The sequence below is a fragment of the Dickeya poaceiphila genome (genome assembly GCF_007858975.2).
GTDB classification, from domain to species: domain Bacteria; phylum Pseudomonadota; class Gammaproteobacteria; order Enterobacterales; family Enterobacteriaceae; genus Dickeya; species Dickeya poaceiphila.
Genome location: NZ_CP042220.2, coordinates 478,939 through 494,676 on the forward strand (window position 1 = coordinate 478,939; position 15,738 = coordinate 494,676).

The 15,738-nt window shown below is 49.2% G+C and carries 25 protein-coding genes; 20 read left to right on the forward strand and 5 right to left on the reverse strand.

Annotated features, from left to right (window positions below; all coding sequences use genetic code 11):
* The first annotated feature begins 11 nt into the window (after positions 1 to 11).
* The 16 genes from rpsN (at position 12) to Dpoa569_RS02225 (ending at position 8,067) form a co-directional block, all read left to right on the forward strand.
* Positions 12 to 317, forward strand: a complete 306-nt coding sequence (gene rpsN, locus Dpoa569_RS02150; protein ID WP_042873095.1) for a 30S ribosomal protein S14 — start codon at positions 12 to 14, stop codon at positions 315 to 317.
* 33 nt (positions 318 to 350) lie between these two features.
* The gene (rpsH, locus tag Dpoa569_RS02155) at positions 351 to 743 is read left to right on the forward strand and encodes a 30S ribosomal protein S8 (RefSeq protein ID WP_042873092.1); all 393 of its coding nucleotides are present in this window, start codon (positions 351 to 353) and stop codon (positions 741 to 743) included.
* 13 nt (positions 744 to 756) lie between these two features.
* Complete coding sequence (rplF, locus tag Dpoa569_RS02160; RefSeq protein WP_042873090.1) at positions 757 to 1,290, forward strand: 50S ribosomal protein L6; 534 nt, start codon at positions 757 to 759, stop codon at positions 1,288 to 1,290.
* A gap of 9 nt (positions 1,291 to 1,299) precedes the next feature.
* Complete coding sequence (gene rplR, locus Dpoa569_RS02165) at positions 1,300 to 1,653, forward strand: 50S ribosomal protein L18 (protein WP_042873087.1); 354 nt, start codon at positions 1,300 to 1,302, stop codon at positions 1,651 to 1,653.
* 14 nt (positions 1,654 to 1,667) lie between these two features.
* Positions 1,668 to 2,168, forward strand: coding sequence for a 30S ribosomal protein S5 (gene rpsE / locus Dpoa569_RS02170; protein ID WP_012768115.1), 501 nt, complete (start codon positions 1,668 to 1,670; stop codon positions 2,166 to 2,168).
* Positions 2,169 to 2,174: 6 nt separating this feature from the next.
* A complete protein-coding gene (gene rpmD / locus Dpoa569_RS02175) occupies positions 2,175 to 2,354 on the forward strand; it encodes a 50S ribosomal protein L30 (RefSeq protein WP_004846568.1) in 180 nt (59 codons plus the stop codon).
* A 3-nt stretch (positions 2,355 to 2,357) separates the two neighbouring features.
* Positions 2,358 to 2,792, forward strand: a complete 435-nt coding sequence (gene rplO, locus Dpoa569_RS02180; RefSeq protein ID WP_042873084.1) for a 50S ribosomal protein L15 — start codon at positions 2,358 to 2,360, stop codon at positions 2,790 to 2,792.
* 7 nt (positions 2,793 to 2,799) lie between these two features.
* Positions 2,800 to 4,131, forward strand: a complete 1,332-nt coding sequence (secY, locus tag Dpoa569_RS02185) for a preprotein translocase subunit SecY (protein WP_042873081.1) — start codon at positions 2,800 to 2,802, stop codon at positions 4,129 to 4,131.
* Between the two features lie 33 nt (positions 4,132 to 4,164).
* Entirely contained in the window at positions 4,165 to 4,281 is a 117-nt protein-coding gene (gene rpmJ, locus Dpoa569_RS02190; RefSeq protein ID WP_012768118.1) for a 50S ribosomal protein L36, read from the forward strand.
* Positions 4,282 to 4,427: 146 nt separating this feature from the next.
* Positions 4,428 to 4,784: a 30S ribosomal protein S13 gene (gene rpsM / locus Dpoa569_RS02195; RefSeq protein WP_012768119.1), complete on the forward strand. Its 357-nt coding sequence runs from the start codon at positions 4,428 to 4,430 to the stop codon at positions 4,782 to 4,784.
* 16 nt (positions 4,785 to 4,800) lie between these two features.
* Positions 4,801 to 5,190, forward strand: coding sequence for a 30S ribosomal protein S11 (gene rpsK / locus Dpoa569_RS02200; RefSeq protein WP_002919257.1), 390 nt, complete (start codon positions 4,801 to 4,803; stop codon positions 5,188 to 5,190).
* A 30-nt stretch (positions 5,191 to 5,220) separates the two neighbouring features.
* Positions 5,221 to 5,841, forward strand: a complete 621-nt coding sequence (gene rpsD / locus Dpoa569_RS02205) for a 30S ribosomal protein S4 (protein WP_012764061.1) — start codon at positions 5,221 to 5,223, stop codon at positions 5,839 to 5,841.
* A 25-nt stretch (positions 5,842 to 5,866) separates the two neighbouring features.
* Entirely contained in the window at positions 5,867 to 6,856 is a 990-nt protein-coding gene (locus Dpoa569_RS02210; RefSeq protein WP_012768121.1) for a DNA-directed RNA polymerase subunit alpha, read from the forward strand.
* Between the two features lie 40 nt (positions 6,857 to 6,896).
* Positions 6,897 to 7,286: a 50S ribosomal protein L17 gene (rplQ, locus tag Dpoa569_RS02215; protein WP_042873079.1), complete on the forward strand. Its 390-nt coding sequence runs from the start codon at positions 6,897 to 6,899 to the stop codon at positions 7,284 to 7,286.
* A 130-nt stretch (positions 7,287 to 7,416) separates the two neighbouring features.
* Positions 7,417 to 7,806 (forward strand): DnaJ family domain-containing protein, encoded by a 390-nt coding sequence (locus Dpoa569_RS02220; protein ID WP_042873078.1) that lies wholly within the window; start codon positions 7,417 to 7,419, stop codon positions 7,804 to 7,806.
* 57 nt (positions 7,807 to 7,863) lie between these two features.
* Positions 7,864 to 8,067, forward strand: a complete 204-nt coding sequence (locus Dpoa569_RS02225) for an alternative ribosome-rescue factor A (RefSeq protein WP_042873076.1) — start codon at positions 7,864 to 7,866, stop codon at positions 8,065 to 8,067.
* 49 nt (positions 8,068 to 8,116) lie between these two features.
* On the opposite strand, the gene mscL is transcribed toward Dpoa569_RS02225, so the two are convergent.
* From mscL to def, 5 genes are all read right to left on the reverse strand, one after another.
* Positions 8,117 to 8,524: a large-conductance mechanosensitive channel protein MscL gene (gene mscL, locus Dpoa569_RS02230; RefSeq protein WP_042873074.1), complete on the reverse strand. Its 408-nt coding sequence runs from the start codon at positions 8,522 to 8,524 to the stop codon at positions 8,117 to 8,119.
* A gap of 106 nt (positions 8,525 to 8,630) precedes the next feature.
* Positions 8,631 to 10,007: a Trk system potassium transporter TrkA gene (gene trkA / locus Dpoa569_RS02235; RefSeq protein WP_042873072.1), complete on the reverse strand. Its 1,377-nt coding sequence runs from the start codon at positions 10,005 to 10,007 to the stop codon at positions 8,631 to 8,633.
* Between the two features lie 50 nt (positions 10,008 to 10,057).
* The gene (rsmB, locus tag Dpoa569_RS02240; RefSeq protein WP_042873070.1) at positions 10,058 to 11,353 is read right to left on the reverse strand and encodes a 16S rRNA (cytosine(967)-C(5))-methyltransferase RsmB; all 1,296 of its coding nucleotides are present in this window, start codon (positions 11,351 to 11,353) and stop codon (positions 10,058 to 10,060) included.
* Positions 11,354 to 11,412: 59 nt separating this feature from the next.
* Entirely contained in the window at positions 11,413 to 12,354 is a 942-nt protein-coding gene (gene fmt / locus Dpoa569_RS02245; protein ID WP_042873067.1) for a methionyl-tRNA formyltransferase, read from the reverse strand.
* A 37-nt stretch (positions 12,355 to 12,391) separates the two neighbouring features.
* Positions 12,392 to 12,901, reverse strand: a complete 510-nt coding sequence (gene def, locus Dpoa569_RS02250; protein WP_042873065.1) for a peptide deformylase — start codon at positions 12,899 to 12,901, stop codon at positions 12,392 to 12,394.
* A gap of 112 nt (positions 12,902 to 13,013) precedes the next feature.
* Here def and dprA point away from each other — a divergent pair, with 112 nt between their 5' ends.
* Genes dprA through tsaC form a run of 4 tightly spaced genes read left to right on the forward strand, consistent with a single transcriptional unit; the run spans position 13,014 to position 15,725 of the window.
* Positions 13,014 to 14,147, forward strand: coding sequence for a DNA-protecting protein DprA (gene dprA / locus Dpoa569_RS02255; protein ID WP_146411010.1), 1,134 nt, complete (start codon positions 13,014 to 13,016; stop codon positions 14,145 to 14,147).
* Complete coding sequence (locus Dpoa569_RS02260) at positions 14,119 to 14,592, forward strand: DUF494 family protein (RefSeq protein ID WP_042873062.1); 474 nt, start codon at positions 14,119 to 14,121, stop codon at positions 14,590 to 14,592. The genes dprA and Dpoa569_RS02260 overlap by 29 nt, the downstream gene beginning before the upstream one ends.
* A gap of 19 nt (positions 14,593 to 14,611) precedes the next feature.
* The gene (locus Dpoa569_RS02265) at positions 14,612 to 15,163 is read left to right on the forward strand and encodes a DNA topoisomerase family protein (protein WP_071604345.1); all 552 of its coding nucleotides are present in this window, start codon (positions 14,612 to 14,614) and stop codon (positions 15,161 to 15,163) included.
* Positions 15,156 to 15,725 carry an L-threonylcarbamoyladenylate synthase type 1 TsaC gene (tsaC, locus tag Dpoa569_RS02270; RefSeq protein ID WP_128569791.1) on the forward strand — a complete coding sequence of 190 codons (570 nt, stop codon included), beginning with the start codon at positions 15,156 to 15,158 and terminating at the stop codon, positions 15,723 to 15,725. The genes Dpoa569_RS02265 and tsaC overlap by 8 nt, the downstream gene beginning before the upstream one ends.
* The last annotated feature ends 13 nt before the right edge of the window (positions 15,726 to 15,738 follow it).

A 15,738-nucleotide genomic window follows, 5' to 3' on the forward strand; every position in this document is an offset into this window, starting at 1 on the left:
TAGGGTTACTAATGGCTAAGCAATCCATGAAAGCACGCGAAGTCAAACGCGTGAAACTGGCTAACAAATTCTTCGCTAAACGCGCTGAACTGAAGGCTATTATTTCTGACGTGAACGCCTCCGACGAAGATCGTTGGGATGCTGTTCTGAAGCTGCAGACTCTGCCGCGTGATTCCAGCCCGTCCCGTCAGCGTAACCGCTGCCGCCAGACTGGTCGTCCGCACGCTTTCCTGCGGAAGTTCGGGTTGAGCCGTATTAAGGTCCGTGAAGCCGCCATGCGCGGTGAAATTCCGGGCCTGAAAAAGGCTAGCTGGTAATTGTCACCAATTGAATCACGGGAGTAAAGACAGATGAGCATGCAAGATCCGATCGCGGATATGCTGACCCGTATCCGTAACGGTCAGACCGCGAACAAAGTTGCGGTCACCATGCCTTCCTCCAAGCTGAAAGTGGCAATTGCCAAAGTGCTGAAGGAAGAAGGTTATATCGAAGATTACAAAATCGAAGGCGACACCAAACCAGAACTGGAAATTTCTCTGAAATACTTCCAGGGCAAGGCTGTGGTAGAGAGCATTCAGCGTGTAAGCCGTCCTGGTCTGCGCATCTACAAACGTAAAGATGAGCTGCCAAAAGTTATGGCCGGTTTAGGTATCGCGGTTGTTTCTACCTCCAAAGGTGTGATGACTGATCGTGCAGCTCGCCAGGCTGGTCTTGGTGGCGAGATTATCTGCTACGTAGCTTAATCGGGAGGAAAGAATGTCTCGTGTTGCAAAAGCACCCGTCGTCATTCCTGCCGGCGTAGAGGTAAAACTCAACGGTCAGGATATTTCGATTAAGGGTAAAAACGGCGAGCTGACCCGTAAAGTCAATGCTGCTGTAGAAGTTAAACAGGCTGATAACGTGCTGACTTTCGCTCCGCGTGAAGGTTTTGCCGATGGCTGGGCTCAGGCCGGGACTACTCGTGCTCTGTTGAACAGCATGGTTATCGGTGTTACCGAAGGCTTCACCAAAAAGCTACAGCTGGTAGGTGTAGGTTATCGTGCGGCTGTGAAAGGTAATGTGGTGAATTTGGCTCTGGGCTTCTCTCACCCGATCGATCACGAGCTGCCAGCAGGTATTACCGCTGAATGTCCGTCTCAGACTGAAATCGTACTGAAAGGTGCTGATAAACAGCTGATCGGTCAGGTAGCTGCTGACCTGCGCGCTTACCGTCGTCCTGAGCCTTATAAAGGTAAAGGTGTCCGTTACGCCGATGAAGTCGTGCGTATCAAAGAGGCTAAGAAGAAGTAAGGTAACACTATGGATAAGAAATCAGCTCGTATCCGTCGTGCAACCCGCGCACGTCGCAAACTCCGTGAACTGGGTGCGACACGTCTGGTGGTACATCGTACCCCTCGTCATATTTATGCGCAGGTTATCGCACCGAACGGTTCTGAAGTCCTGGTAGCCGCTTCTACTGTAGAAAAAGCTATCGCTGAACAACTGAAGTATACCGGTAACAAAGACGCAGCTGCAGCTGTAGGTAAAGCTGTTGCTGAACGCGCTCTGGAAAAAGGCATCAAAGGTGTTTCTTTTGACCGTTCCGGTTTCCAATATCATGGTCGAGTCCAGGCACTGGCAGATGCTGCCCGTGAAGCTGGCCTTCAGTTCTAAGGTAGAGGTGTAAGATGGCTCACATCGAAAAACAAGCTGGCGAACTGCAGGAAAAGCTGATCGCGGTAAATCGCGTATCTAAAACCGTTAAAGGTGGTCGTATTTTCTCTTTCACCGCACTGACTGTAGTGGGTGATGGTAATGGCCGCGTAGGTTTTGGTTACGGTAAAGCACGCGAAGTTCCGGCAGCGATCCAGAAAGCGATGGAAAAAGCCCGTCGCAATATGATGAATGTCGCGCTGAACAATGGCACTCTGCAGCACCCGGTTAAAGGTGCTCACACAGGGTCTCGTGTGTTCATGCAGCCAGCTTCCGAAGGTACCGGTATCATCGCCGGTGGTGCAATGCGCGCCGTTCTGGAAGTTGCAGGGGTTCACAACGTATTGGCTAAAGCCTATGGTTCCACCAACCCGATTAACGTGGTTCGTGCAACTATTGATGGTCTGGCCAACATGAAGTCCCCGGAAATGGTCGCTGCCAAGCGTGGTAAATCCGTTGAAGACATTCTGGGGTAATTGACCATGGCAAAGACTATTAAAATTACTCAAACCCGTAGTGCAATCGGTCGTTTGCCGAAACACAAGGCAACGCTGCTTGGCCTGGGTCTGCGTCGTATTGGTCATACCGTTGAGCGTGAAGATACGCCAGCAGTTCGTGGTATGGTCAACGCGGTTTCCTATATGGTTAAAGTGGAGGAGTAACAGATGCGTTTGAATACTCTGTCTCCGGCCGAAGGCGCTAAACATGCGCCGAAGCGCTTAGGTCGCGGTATCGGTTCCGGCCTCGGTAAGACTGGTGGTCGCGGCGTCAAAGGCCAGAACTCCCGTTCTGGTGGTGGTGTACGTCGTGGTTTCGAAGGCGGTCAGATGCCTTTGTACCGTCGTCTGCCGAAGTTTGGCTTCACTTCTCGCAAAGCTATGGTTACAGCGGAAATCCGTCTGTCTGACCTGGCTCGTGTAGAAGGCGATATTGTTGATCTGAATGCGCTGAAAGCTGCTAACGTCATTGGCGTTCAGATTGAATTCGCGAAAGTGATTCTGTCTGGCGAAGTTGCACGTCCGGTAACGATTCGTGGTCTGCGCGTCACTAAAGGCGCTCGTGCTGCTATCGAAGCTGCTGGCGGCAAAATTGAGGAATAAGTAGCAGATGGCTAAACAACCAGGATTAGATTTTCAAAGTGCTAAAGGCGGAGTTGGCGAACTGAAACGCAGACTTTTGTTTGTTATCGGTGCGCTGATTGTTTTCCGTATTGGCTCTTTTATTCCCATTCCTGGTATTGATGCCACTGTGCTTGCCAAATTGCTCGAACAACAGCGTGGCACCATCATTGAGATGTTTAACATGTTCTCTGGTGGTGCTCTCAGCCGTGCTTCGATTTTCGCGTTGGGGATTATGCCGTACATTTCGGCATCCATCATCATACAGTTGCTGACGGTGGTTCACCCAGCACTGGCGGAAATTAAGAAAGAAGGGGAAGCTGGCCGACGTAAAATCAGTCAGTATACTCGTTACGGTACCTTGGTGTTGGCAATATTCCAGTCTATCGGTATCGCTACCGGTTTGCCTAATATGCCTGGAATGCAAGGTCTGGTGATTAATCCGGGCTTTGCATTTTATTTCACCGCTGTTGTCAGTCTGGTTACCGGGACTATGTTCCTGATGTGGCTAGGCGAGCAGATTACTGAGCGCGGTATCGGTAACGGTATCTCGATTATAATCTTTGCTGGTATTGTCGCGGGTTTACCACCTGCAATTGGCCATACCATCGAGCAAGCGCGGCAAGGCGATCTGCACTTCCTCCTGTTGCTGTTGGTTGCAGTGTTGGTATTCGCAGTAACGTTTTTTGTGGTGTTTATTGAGCGTGGACAACGTCGTATCGTTGTCAACTACGCCAAACGCCAGCAAGGACGTCGCGTATATGCAGCACAGAGTACGCATTTACCACTGAAAGTGAATATGGCAGGGGTTATCCCAGCTATCTTTGCCTCCAGTATTATATTGTTCCCTGCAACCATTGCATCTTGGTTTGGGGGGGGCACTGGTTGGAACTGGCTGACAACTATTTCGCTGTATCTGCAGCCAGGGCAACCGCTTTATGTGTTACTCTATGCATCTGCAATCATCTTCTTCTGTTTCTTCTATACCGCGTTGGTATTCAACCCGCGTGAAACAGCAGATAACCTGAAGAAGTCCGGTGCATTCGTGCCAGGAATTCGTCCGGGAGAGCAAACGGCGAAGTACATTGATAAAGTAATGACACGCCTGACTCTAATCGGTGCGATGTATATTACCTTTATCTGCCTCATCCCGGAGTTCATGCGTGACGCAATGAAAGTGCCGTTCTACTTTGGTGGTACGTCATTATTGATCGTTGTTGTTGTGATCATGGACTTTATGGCTCAAGTGCAAACCTTGCTGATGTCGAGTCAGTATGAGTCTGCATTGAAGAAAGCAAACCTGAAAGGCTATAGCCGCTGATTGGGTTAGCTTGAGAAGTTACGGAGAGTAAAAATGAAAGTTCGTGCTTCCGTCAAGAAATTATGTCGTAACTGTAAGATTGTTAAGCGTAACGGCATCGTTCGCGTCATCTGCAGCGCCGAACCGAAGCATAAACAGCGCCAAGGCTGATTATCTCGCATATTTTTCTTGCAAAGTTGGATTGAGCTGGCTAGATTAGCCAGCCAATCTTTTGTATGTAACTGCAATATCATTTGAGTATCCTGAAAACGGGCTTTTCAGAATGGTATTGCTTTATAAAATTGTAGGAGTGCATAGTGGCCCGTATAGCAGGCATTAACATTCCTGATCATAAACATACCGTAATTGCATTAACTGCTATTTACGGCATTGGTAAAACCCGTTCCAAATCTATCTGTGCTGCAACGGGTATTGCTGAAGATGTTAAGATCAGTGAGCTGTCTGAAGAGCAAATCGATAAGCTGCGTGACGAAGTTGCCAAGTTTGTTGTAGAAGGCGATCTGCGTCGTGAAATCACCCTGAGCATCAAGCGTCTGATGGACCTTGGTACTTATCGTGGTTTGCGTCACCGTCGTGGTCTGCCGGTTCGCGGTCAGCGTACCAAGACTAACGCCCGTACCCGTAAGGGTCCGCGCAAACCGATCAAGAAATAATCGGGGTGATTGAATAATGGCAAAGGCACCTATTCGTGCACGTAAGCGTGTAAGAAAGCAAGTCTCTGACGGTGTGGCTCATATCCATGCTTCTTTCAACAACACCATCGTTACCATTACTGATCGTCAGGGTAATGCGTTGGGTTGGGCAACTGCCGGTGGTTCCGGTTTCCGTGGTTCTCGTAAATCCACTCCGTTCGCCGCTCAGGTAGCAGCAGAGCGCTGCGCTGAAGCTGTGAAAGAGTACGGTATCAAGAATCTGGAAGTTATGGTTAAAGGACCTGGTCCGGGCCGTGAGTCTACTATCCGCGCACTGAACGCGGCTGGTTTCCGCATCACTAATATTACTGATGTGACTCCGATCCCTCATAACGGTTGTCGTCCGCCGAAAAAGCGTCGCGTGTAACGCCGCTTTTAGGATTGCTGGAGAAAGAAAATGGCAAGATATTTGGGTCCTAAGCTCAAGCTGAGCCGTCGTGAAGGCACCGACCTGTTTTTAAAGTCTGGTGTTCGTGCGATCGATTCCAAGTGTAAAATTGAACAAGCTCCTGGCCAGCACGGCGCACGTAAACCGCGTCTGTCTGACTATGGTGTACAGTTGCGTGAGAAGCAAAAAGTTCGCCGTATTTATGGTGTTCTGGAGCGTCAATTCCGTAACTACTACAAAGAAGCCGCTCGCCTGAAAGGCAATACAGGTGCGAACCTGTTGCAGTTGCTGGAAGGTCGTCTGGACAACGTTGTTTACCGTATGGGATTCGGCGCTACCCGCGCAGAAGCTCGTCAGCTGGTAGGTCACAAAGCTGTCATGGTAAATGGTCGCGTTGTTAACATCGCTTCTTATCAGGTATCTCCGAATGACGTAGTCAGCATCCGCGAGAAAGCTAAAAAGCAATCTCGTGTTAAGGCCGCTCTGGAGCTGGCTGAGCAGCGTGAAAAGCCAACTTGGCTGGAAGTTGATGCTGCCAAGATGGAAGGTGTGTTCAAACGTATTCCTGAACGTACCGATCTGTCTGCGGACATTAATGAACACCTGATCGTCGAGCTTTACTCCAAGTAAAGCTTAGTACCAAAGAGAGGACACAATGCAGGGTTCTGTGACAGAGTTTCTAAAACCGCGCCTGGTAGATATCGAGCAAGTTAGTTCGACGCACGCCAAGGTGACCCTTGAGCCGTTAGAGCGGGGCTTCGGCCATACTCTTGGTAACGCACTGCGCCGTATTCTGCTTTCATCTATGCCTGGTTGCGCGGTGACCGAGGTTGAGATTGATGGTGTACTGCACGAGTACAGCACCAAAGAAGGCGTACAGGAAGATATCCTGGAAATCCTGCTCAACCTGAAAGGGCTGGCGGTGAGAGTTCAAGGCAAAGATGAAGTTATTCTTACCCTGAATAAATCTGGCATTGGCCCTGTGACTGCAGCCGACATCACCCATGATGGTGATGTCGAAATCGTCAAGCCACAGCATGTAATCTGCCATCTGACCGATGAGAACGCATCTATCAATATGCGTATCAAAGTTCAGCGTGGTCGTGGTTATGTGCCGGCGTCTGCCCGTATTCATACGGAAGAAGATGAGCGCCCGATCGGTCGCCTGTTAGTTGACGCTTGCTACAGCCCTGTTGAGCGTATCGCTTACAATGTTGAAGCAGCGCGTGTTGAACAGCGTACTGACCTGGACAAGCTGGTTATCGAGATGGAAACCAATGGTACGATCGATCCTGAAGAGGCGATCCGCCGTGCGGCTACCATTCTGGCTGAACAATTGGAAGCTTTCGTTGACTTACGTGATGTGCGTCAGCCGGAAGTGAAAGAAGAGAAACCAGAATTCGATCCGATCCTGCTGCGCCCTGTTGACGATCTTGAATTGACTGTCCGCTCTGCTAACTGCCTCAAGGCAGAAGCTATCCACTACATCGGTGATCTGGTACAGCGTACCGAGGTTGAATTGCTGAAAACGCCTAACCTGGGTAAAAAATCTCTTACTGAGATTAAAGACGTGCTGGCTTCTCGCGGTCTGTCACTGGGTATGCGCCTGGAAAACTGGCCGCCGGCAAGCATTGCTGATGAGTAACCGGATCACAGGTTAAGGTTTTACTGAGAAGGATAAGGTCATGCGCCATCGTAAGAGTGGTCGTCAACTGAACCGTAACAGCAGCCATCGCCAGGCTATGTTCCGTAACATGGCTGGTTCTTTGGTTCGTCATGAGATTATCAAGACGACCCTGCCTAAAGCGAAAGAGCTGCGTCGTGTTGTTGAACCGCTGATTACTCTTGCCAAGACCGACAGCGTTGCTAATCGTCGTCTGGCATTCGCCCGTACTCGTGACAACGAGATCGTGGCTAAACTGTTTAACGAACTGGGCCCGCGTTTCGCGAGCCGTGCCGGTGGTTACACTCGTATTCTGAAGTGTGGCTTCCGTGCTGGTGACAATGCGCCGATGGCATACATCGAGCTCGTTGATCGCTCAGTTTCTCAGACAGAAGAAGCTGCTGCAGAGTAATTTGCACTAGCGTAAAAAAACCGGGGAAACCCGGTTTTTTTACGTCCTTATTTTAGTCCTCCCCCGCCGCTGTTCGAGCGCTTTTCAATCCACTATCATATGAATACAATCTCGCGTGTGGGGTTATGCTATGTTTCCTATTGATGAATGGGCTGAGCGTCATATACTCGAAGCACAAAAGCGCGGAGAATTGGAGAACTTATCGGGAAGCGGTAAGCCGCTTCAATTAGATGATAATAGTGCCGTCCCTGCTGAGTTGCGCAGCGCATACCACTTGATGAAAAATTCGGGGTTTTTACCACCAGAGTTATCAGCTCGTAAGGACGCGTTGACGCTGGCAGATTTGCTGCTCGTTACTGAGCCTGCATCAAAAGAGTATGTTGAGTTATCCCGGCAGCTCAGAGCGCTTGAATTGCGTTTACAGCTTTCAGGCGCCAATACGGATTTTCTAAAAATGCCTTATCGGCACCAGATGATAAGCCGGTTTGAGAAGAGCCAACACCCTGATAAAGACGATTGATCTGTCTTTATAATACGGTGTTCTTACCAATGTTATGTCTATCAAATGAGGTAATTTATGTCGAACTATCGTCATACTAAAGGTCGAATAACCGATAATGCACTTGAAGCATTGCTGCATGACCCCTTGTTTCGCCAACGTGTCGAGCAAAATGCTAAAGGCAAAGGAAGCTATCGACGCAGAGAGAAACACCAGAAAACACAGAGTAAAAATTGGGAGGCCAGTGGTAAGAAAATCAAACTCTTACCACTGGCCTTCTGACATGTCGATTCAGTTGTTCTGTTAGAGTATTTATGCGTTTCTGGAATAGCTATCGTTTTTGCTGCCTGATCAAGTCCCTGATCTCTGTAAGTAATTTTTCTTCTGTGGTGAGTTTGGGTGGCGTATTCAGTTGTTCCTGCTGAGTGCGGCGTAATTTGTTCATCAGTTTAATGGCCATAAAAATGGCGAACGACACGATAATAAAATCAAAAACATTTTGAATAAACGTGCCGTAGTTGATACTGACTGCCGCAAGGTTTCCTTGCGCTTCTCGTAAAACCCAATGAAATTGTTTGAAATCGACGCCGCCGATGAGTAATCCCAGCGGTGGCATAATGATATCCGATACCAACGACGACACGATTTTCCCAAAGGCGGCACCAATAATGACCCCTACAGCCAGGTCAACCACATTGCCGCGCATAGCGAATTCACGAAACTCTTTTATCAGGCTCATTGATCTCTCCCCCGGTTAGACGTGTTTAAATTTTAACAAGTGATGAAAAAATTACCAAAAAGGGGAGATGTAGGGCGCGGGATTAGCACACCCTGAAGAAAGGCTGTTAGAGGAAGAATGGGCTGGGCTGGAATAAACGTTCAACGTCAGATATATATTTTTTGTCAGTAAGAAACATGATGACATGATCACCCTGCTCTATCTGCAAGTTGTTATTGGCAATGATGACGTCGTCGCCGCGCACAATGGCTCCAATAATTGTTCCCGGTGGGAGTTTAATATCTGCAATCATGCGGCCCACTACTTTTGATGTGCCTTCGTCGCCATGCGCAATCGCCTCAATTGCCTCGGCCACACCTCGCCGCAATGATGAAACACTGACAATGTCTGCTTTGCGAACATGTCCTAATAATGCAGAAATTGTGGCCTGTTGCGGTGAAATGGCAACGTCAATGACACTTCCCTGCACCAGATCGACGTAGGCACGACGTTGGATCAAAACCATCGCTTTTTTCGCCCCCATGCGTTTAGCCAACATGGCTGACATGATATTCGCTTCATCATCGTTGGTGATGGCGATAAACACATCAATCTGTTCTACATGTTCCTGAGCTAGTAGCTCTTGGTCAGAAGCATCACCATGGAAAACAATGGTGTGTTGCAGTCGCTCAGCTAATTCAGTTGCACGAAGAGGATCTCGTTCTATCAGTTTAACGCTGTAATCCTTTTCAAGCTTAAGGGCTAAACCGGAACCCACATTCCCCCCACCCACAATCATGATGCGTTTATAAGGCTTCTCCAGCCGTTGCATCTCGCTCATCACTGCCCGAATATGCTGTGAAGCAGCAATAAAAAACACCTCATCACCAGCTTCAATGACGGTTGAGCCTTGTGGGCGGATGGGGCGTTCATGACGGAAAATTGCTGCAACCCTAGTTTCTACGTGGGGCATGTGGTCGCGCATGGTTGCGATAGCATTGCCTACCAAAGGCCCGCCGTAGTATGCATTCACCGCAGCAATACTGACTTTTCCCTCGGCAAAATTAACAACCTGTAATGCTCCCGGATATTCGATCAATTTATAGATATTGTCGATAACCAGTTGTTCCGGTGAAATAAGATGATCAACGGGTACGGCTTCAGATTGGAATAATTGTTCTGATTCACGGATATACTCTGAGGCACGGATTCGGGCGATACGATTGGGCGTATTGAACAGGGAATAAGCCACCTGACAGGCGATCATGTTGGTCTCGTCGGAGTTAGTTACGGCGATCAACATATCTGCATCTTCCGCTCCGGCTTCACGCAATATACGCGGATGGGAGGCATAGCCAGTCACCACGCGTAGATCGAATTTGTCCTGAAGCTGGCGTAGCCGAGTAGTATTGGTGTCCACCACGGTAATATCATTATTTTCACCTGACAGATTTTCTGCCAGTGTTCCGCCAACCTGACCTGCACCAAGAATAATTATCTTCATCGTGATTTCTGCCGTATCTATTTCTGTTGGGACTTATTATCACCCAGCAACTATCGCCCGTTTTTTACCAGCTTCGCATAGAAGAAACCATCGCCGTCTTCTGCTGCGGGAAACTTCTGAATTCCTGGTGATACTTGGTTACCGGTATCGACCAACATTGCGTTGGAGTGGCGTTGCAAAAAAGCAGCAACCTGTTGGTGATTTTCTTCCGGCAATACCGAGCAGGTGGCGTAAATCAACGTTCCGCCGCTTTTCAGCCGGGGCCAGATAGCGTCCAGTATCGCCTGTTGTAGTGACGCCAATTCGGCAATGTCACTATCGCGGCGCAACCATTTGATGTCTGGATGGCGACGAATCACACCGGTAGCAGAGCAAGGCGCATCAAGTAAAATGCGATCAAAGTACTGGTCTTCGCACCATTCTGCCGGTGTTCTGCCATCACCGCATTTGACCTCGGCGTGTAGCCCAAGGCGTTGCAAATTTTCTCTGACTCGTTTCAGACGCTGTTCATCAATATCGATAGCAAGTACATGAGCATGAGGGGCTGCTTCAAGTATATGTGTTGTTTTTCCGCCGGGTGCCGCACAGAGATCGAGAATATTTTCATGATCTTGCGGTGACAACCAGTGGATACAGCCTTGTGCTGATGCATCCTGCACCGTCACCCAACCTTGATCAAATCCCGGTAACAAAGTAACAGCACAAGGTTGGCTCAGTCTGATGGCATCCGGATAGAACGGGTGAGGATGGGCGTCAATTCCTTTTCCCTGTAGTAAACCCAGATAGGCTTCACGGGTATGGTGAAGGCGATTAACCCTTAACCACATCGGGGGATGTTGGTTGTTTGCGCTGATAATTTGTTCCCACTGGTCTGGATAGGCTTTTTTTAGCCGTTGCAGCAGCCAGTTGGGGTGAGCATAACGTGCGGGATTATTTTGTAAACGTTGCCGCAGCTCTTCCTGTTGACGTTGAAACTGGCGTAATACGCCGTTAATTAAGCCCTTTAATTGGGGACGTTTCAGAGCAACTGCGCCATTAACTGTTTCTGCCAGCGCAGCATGTGGGGGAATCCGGGTATGAATGAGCTGATAGAGACCCACCATCAACAGATAATGCAGTACCTTCTGCTTGCCGGTAAGCGGTTTGACCATCAGTTGAGTGAGATACCAATCCAGCTGTGGTAGTACGCGCAATACGCCGAAGCAGATCTCCTGCAACAAGCTGCGATCTTTCTCACTGACATCGCGCTGGAGTGCTGGCAGCAGCTGGCTAAGTGATTGTCCTTGTTCTACAACCTGAACAAGAGTGGTGGCGGCAATGCTGCGAAGATTATATGTGCTTTTCATCAGTTCAGAATGGATAGAAGAGTATTGGTGGTACCGACAATCAGGCCGGTACCCTGGTATCAGGCCAATGTGCAGCCAGGGGTGAACCATTCACGGCGAGAGTTCAGCAAGTCCTGTGCTGGCATGGCTTTCTTGCCGGACGGCTGCAGGATTTGCATATTTAATATGCCGTCAGAGGTAGCAATCCTGATGCCCTCTTTATCTGCAGCAAGCACGGTTCCTGGCTGTTGTTGATGCGGAGTATTCAGCGCCTGGGCTTTCCAGACTTTCACCGGCTGTTCTTCAATCATAAAGTAACTGACTGGCCACGGATTGAATGCACGAATGCAACGTTCAAGTTGTTCTGCTGATAATTGCCAGTCCAGGCGAGCTTCTTCTTTGCTGAGTTTTTCTGCATAAGTAGCCAGACTGCCATTCTGCGCTTCTGCAATGACTTGAGATGTTGATAACTGTGCCAGTGTATCCATCAATCCTTGAGGGCCGAGTTTTGCCAGTTTTTCATACAGCGTAGCACTGGTGTCATCCGGCAGAATCGGGCATTCGATCTTGTGGAGCATTGCACCCGTATCCAACCCTGCGTCCATCTGCATGATGGTAATTCCCGTCTGGTTATCACCAGCCCAGAGTGCGCGTTGTATCGGTGCGGCTCCTCGCCAACGAGGCAACAATGACCCATGCACATTAATGCATCCCATCCGGGGCATATCCAGTACCGTTTGTGGCAGGATAAGTCCATACGCCACCACAACCATCACGTCAGATTTCAGTTCCGCCACTAATTGCTGATTTTCGCTGGGACGTAATGACTTGGGCTGAAATACCGGGATGCCATGTTGTTCGGCCAGCACTTTAACCGGGCTTGGGGTGAGCTTGTTGCCGCGTCCAGCCGGGCGATCTGGTTGGGTGAATACCCCGACAACCTCATGTTCTGACGACAACAGTGCGGCAAGATGTTGTGCGGCGAAGTCAGGCGTTCCTGCGAAAATAATACGTAATGACACGTGGTTTCCTGTCTGGAATAGGTTTTACGATGCTGTTTTATGCCTTGCTGTTTTGTCTGGCCAACTTCTCCAGCTTCTGGCGGATACGTTGGCGCTTCAGAGGCGACAGATAATCGACAAACAGTTTACCAACCAAATGGTCCATTTCATGTTGAATGCAAATTGCCAGTAATCCGTCAGCGTCGAGTTCAAACTGTTTACCATCACGGTCCAGCGCACGTACTCTGATATGCTCTGCACGTGGTACCAGCGCACGCGTTTCAGGAATGGACAAACAGCCCTCTTCAATTCCGGTATCGCCGGATTTTTCCAGTAACTCCGGGTTGATCAGTACCAGTCGTTGATCCCGCTCTTCTGACACATCAATTACGATGATGCGCTGATGGATATCAACTTGCGTGGCAGCGAGACCAATGCCTTCTTCCTCGTACATGGTATCGAACATATCGTCTACGATACGCTGAATATCTGCATTAACTTCTTCTACCGGCTTTGCCTGAATGCGAAGCCGCTCATCGGGAAAATGTAATACTTGCAAGACTGACATATAGGTTTAGATCTGTATTCAGGTGGTTAGAAAGCTCCAGTCTTTATTGTAGACATTTCCGGGGGGGATTGACAGCATCACGGCCATGGTACAGCAGGATGTGGAGTAGGGTATGACGGATACGGAAATCTGGTTGCGTCTGGCGTCAGTTAAGCGCCTTGGCGCCAAACGATGCGCGATATTGTTCGGTCAATTACAGGCTGAAAGCACGTGTTCGGCAGGATATTTAACATCACTGAGCCTAACTGAAGATCAGGTCAATCAATTTCTTGCATTAAGCGACCAGGACATCCAGCACACGCTGCGTTGGCTGGAAAATTCGGATCATCACTTGGTAACCTTCAACAGCGCCAATTACCCGCCTTTGCTCAGTAATATTGCTTCGCCTCCAGTGTGTTTGTATGTCGTCGGCGACATTAACGTGTTGTCATCTCCGCAGGTCGCTGTGATTGGTAGTCGCAATAATAGTGCTTATGGTGAACAGTGGGGGCGTTTTTTTAGTCAGGAGCTTAGCCTGAACCACCTGACGGTAACCAGCGGACTAGCTGTTGGAATTGATGGTATTGCCCATCAGGCTGCACTCCATGTGGGGGGAAAAACTGTTGCAGTATTAGGGAGTGGTTTAAGCCAAATTTACCCGCAACGGCATCTGGCGTTGGCTGATGCGATTGTTATGCAAAGTGGGGCTTTGGTGTCGGAGTTTCCCCTGAATACCCGACCATTGCCGGTGAATTTTCCTCGGCGCAATCGCATCATTAGCGGATTAAGTCTGGGCGTTTTGGTGGTGGAAGCATCCATGCGCAGTGGCTCGCTGGTGACAGCACGCTATGCATTAGAGCAAAACCGTGAGGTATTTGCTCTTCCTGGCCCGATTGGAAACCCGATGACAGAGGGTAACCACTGGTTGATACAACAAGGGGCCTGCCTGGTTACTCAGCCTCAGGACATTTTTGAACAACTCCATAATGGACTGCGCTGGTTTGCCGATATTCCCAGTGAGGGCGTTCCAGAAATTATTTGTGCAACGGAGGGTGAACTGGAATTGCCATTTGCTGATGTGTTGGCTACCGTAGGAGATGAGGTTACACCTGTTGACGTTGTCGCTGAACGTGCCGGCCAACCTGTGCCAGAAGTGGTGAGTAAGTTACTGGATCTGGAGTTAGCAGGGTGGATCGCAGCTGTACCCGGCGGCTATGTCCGTATAAGGAGGGCAAGCCATGTTCGACGTACTCATATACTTGTTTGAAACTTACATCCACAATGAAACCGAAATGCGTGTTGATCAGGATACGTTGACTGATGACCTCACCCGCGCGGGATTCGAACGTGACGATATCTACAGCGCATTGGACTGGCTGGAAAAATTGGCTGACTTACAGGAAGGGCAAACCCCTCCTCTGGCGTTGGCCAGCGATCCTCTGGCGTTACGTATCTACACAGCTGAAGAAGAGCAGCGTCTGGATGTGAATTGCCGTGGTTTTCTATTATTTCTTGAACAAATTAAAGTACTCAATCTGGAAACCCGAGAAATGGTGATTGATCGGGTAATGGCACTTGAAACACAGGATTTTGACCTTGAAGATCTGAAATGGGTCGTATTGATGGTGTTGTTCAATGTGCCCGGTTGTGAAAATGCTTATCAGCAAATGGAAGATTTACTCTTTGAGGCTAATGAAGGGTATCTGCAATAGTCGGGAATTAGAGTAAAGCATGAACAAAACCGTTATTGCTGAAAAGTATCAGCAGGTATGCCCTGAATGCGGGGCTGTGCTGACTATTCGTTCTGGGCAGCATGGCCCGTTTCTTGGGTGTTCACGTTATCCTGAATGCCACTATATCCGGCCACTTAAAGCCAATGCCGATGGGCATGTGGTGAAAGTGCTGGATGGTCAACTTTGCCCTCGCTGTCAGTCGATACTGGTATTGCGGCAAGGGCGCTATGGCATGTTCATCGGTTGTAGCAATTATCCGGAGTGTGATCATAAAGAGGCGATTGATCGCCCGGATCACACTGCCTTGATATGTCCCCAATGTAATGAAGGCCGATTGCTTCAGCGGAAATCTCGTTACGGCAAGACGTTTTACGCTTGTGAGCGCTACCCCTCTTGTCAGTTCTCGCTGAATCATAAGCCGGTCGCGGGGGAATGCAAATATTGTCATTATCCGTTATTAATCGAGAAGAAAACTGCGCAGGGCATTAGATGTTTTTGTGCCAGTAAATTATGTGGAAAGCCGGTAGAAGAACGTCATAGTGATGAGTAACGTAAATTCTGAAGATTTAGCACCGCTGTTACAGCAATTGCGGGAAGAGTGTGTGATCGCCTACCCAACGGAGGCTGTATTTGGACTGGGATGTGATCCTGACAGTGAGGTGGCGGTAGAGCGCTTGCTGGCGCTAAAGCAACGTCCGCGTGAAAAAGGGCTGATTCTGATTGCGGCGAATTTTCAGCAATTGGAGCCTTATGTTGAGATATCAACCTTATCAGACATCCAGCGTCAGGCAATGTTCGCTACCTGGCCTGGGCCGGTGACCTGGGTGGTTCCAGCCAGATCATCAACACCAAATTGGCTGACTGGGCGTTTCAATTCGCTGGCGGTGCGTGTGAGTGATCACCCGCTGGTGAAGCAACTGTGCCTGGCATTTGGCAAGCCGCTGGTTTCCTCCAGCGCTAATTTGAGCGGTCAACCACCGTGTCGTATCGCCAGAGAAGTGACAGAGCAGTTTGGCGAAAGCTTTCCTGTCCTGAGTGGGGAAGTTGGAGGTCGCCTGAATCCATCGGAAATTCGTGATGCTTTGACGGGTGAAATGCTACGTCAAGGGTAGCAAATACAGGAGA

Coding starts and splice junctions, on each gene's coding strand:
- rplR (WP_042873087.1), top strand. CDS start 1,300: ATGGATAAGAAATCAGCTCGTATCCGTCGTGCAACCCGCGCACGTCGC.
- rpsD (WP_012764061.1), top strand. CDS start 5,221: ATGGCAAGATATTTGGGTCCTAAGCTCAAGCTGAGCCGTCGTGAAGGC.
- rpmD (WP_004846568.1), top strand. CDS start 2,175: ATGGCAAAGACTATTAAAATTACTCAAACCCGTAGTGCAATCGGTCGT.
- rplO (WP_042873084.1), top strand. CDS start 2,358: ATGCGTTTGAATACTCTGTCTCCGGCCGAAGGCGCTAAACATGCGCCG.
- dprA (WP_146411010.1), top strand. CDS start 13,014: ATGACGGATACGGAAATCTGGTTGCGTCTGGCGTCAGTTAAGCGCCTT.
- Dpoa569_RS02210 (WP_012768121.1), top strand. CDS start 5,867: ATGCAGGGTTCTGTGACAGAGTTTCTAAAACCGCGCCTGGTAGATATC.
- Dpoa569_RS02225 (WP_042873076.1), top strand. CDS start 7,864: ATGTCGAACTATCGTCATACTAAAGGTCGAATAACCGATAATGCACTT.
- rpsK (WP_002919257.1), top strand. CDS start 4,801: ATGGCAAAGGCACCTATTCGTGCACGTAAGCGTGTAAGAAAGCAAGTC.
- rpsN (WP_042873095.1), top strand. CDS start 12: ATGGCTAAGCAATCCATGAAAGCACGCGAAGTCAAACGCGTGAAACTG.
- rpsE (WP_012768115.1), top strand. CDS start 1,668: ATGGCTCACATCGAAAAACAAGCTGGCGAACTGCAGGAAAAGCTGATC.
- rpmJ (WP_012768118.1), top strand. CDS start 4,165: ATGAAAGTTCGTGCTTCCGTCAAGAAATTATGTCGTAACTGTAAGATT.
- def (WP_042873065.1), bottom strand. CDS start 12,901: ATGTCAGTCTTGCAAGTATTACATTTTCCCGATGAGCGGCTTCGCATT.
- secY (WP_042873081.1), top strand. CDS start 2,800: ATGGCTAAACAACCAGGATTAGATTTTCAAAGTGCTAAAGGCGGAGTT.
- rplQ (WP_042873079.1), top strand. CDS start 6,897: ATGCGCCATCGTAAGAGTGGTCGTCAACTGAACCGTAACAGCAGCCAT.
- Dpoa569_RS02260 (WP_042873062.1), top strand. CDS start 14,119: ATGTTCGACGTACTCATATACTTGTTTGAAACTTACATCCACAATGAA.
- rsmB (WP_042873070.1), bottom strand. CDS start 11,353: ATGAAAAGCACATATAATCTTCGCAGCATTGCCGCCACCACTCTTGTT.
- trkA (WP_042873072.1), bottom strand. CDS start 10,007: ATGAAGATAATTATTCTTGGTGCAGGTCAGGTTGGCGGAACACTGGCA.
- Dpoa569_RS02265 (WP_071604345.1), top strand. CDS start 14,612: ATGAACAAAACCGTTATTGCTGAAAAGTATCAGCAGGTATGCCCTGAA.
- rplF (WP_042873090.1), top strand. CDS start 757: ATGTCTCGTGTTGCAAAAGCACCCGTCGTCATTCCTGCCGGCGTAGAG.
- rpsH (WP_042873092.1), top strand. CDS start 351: ATGAGCATGCAAGATCCGATCGCGGATATGCTGACCCGTATCCGTAAC.
- mscL (WP_042873074.1), bottom strand. CDS start 8,524: ATGAGCCTGATAAAAGAGTTTCGTGAATTCGCTATGCGCGGCAATGTG.
- Dpoa569_RS02220 (WP_042873078.1), top strand. CDS start 7,417: ATGTTTCCTATTGATGAATGGGCTGAGCGTCATATACTCGAAGCACAA.
- tsaC (WP_128569791.1), top strand. CDS start 15,156: ATGAGTAACGTAAATTCTGAAGATTTAGCACCGCTGTTACAGCAATTG.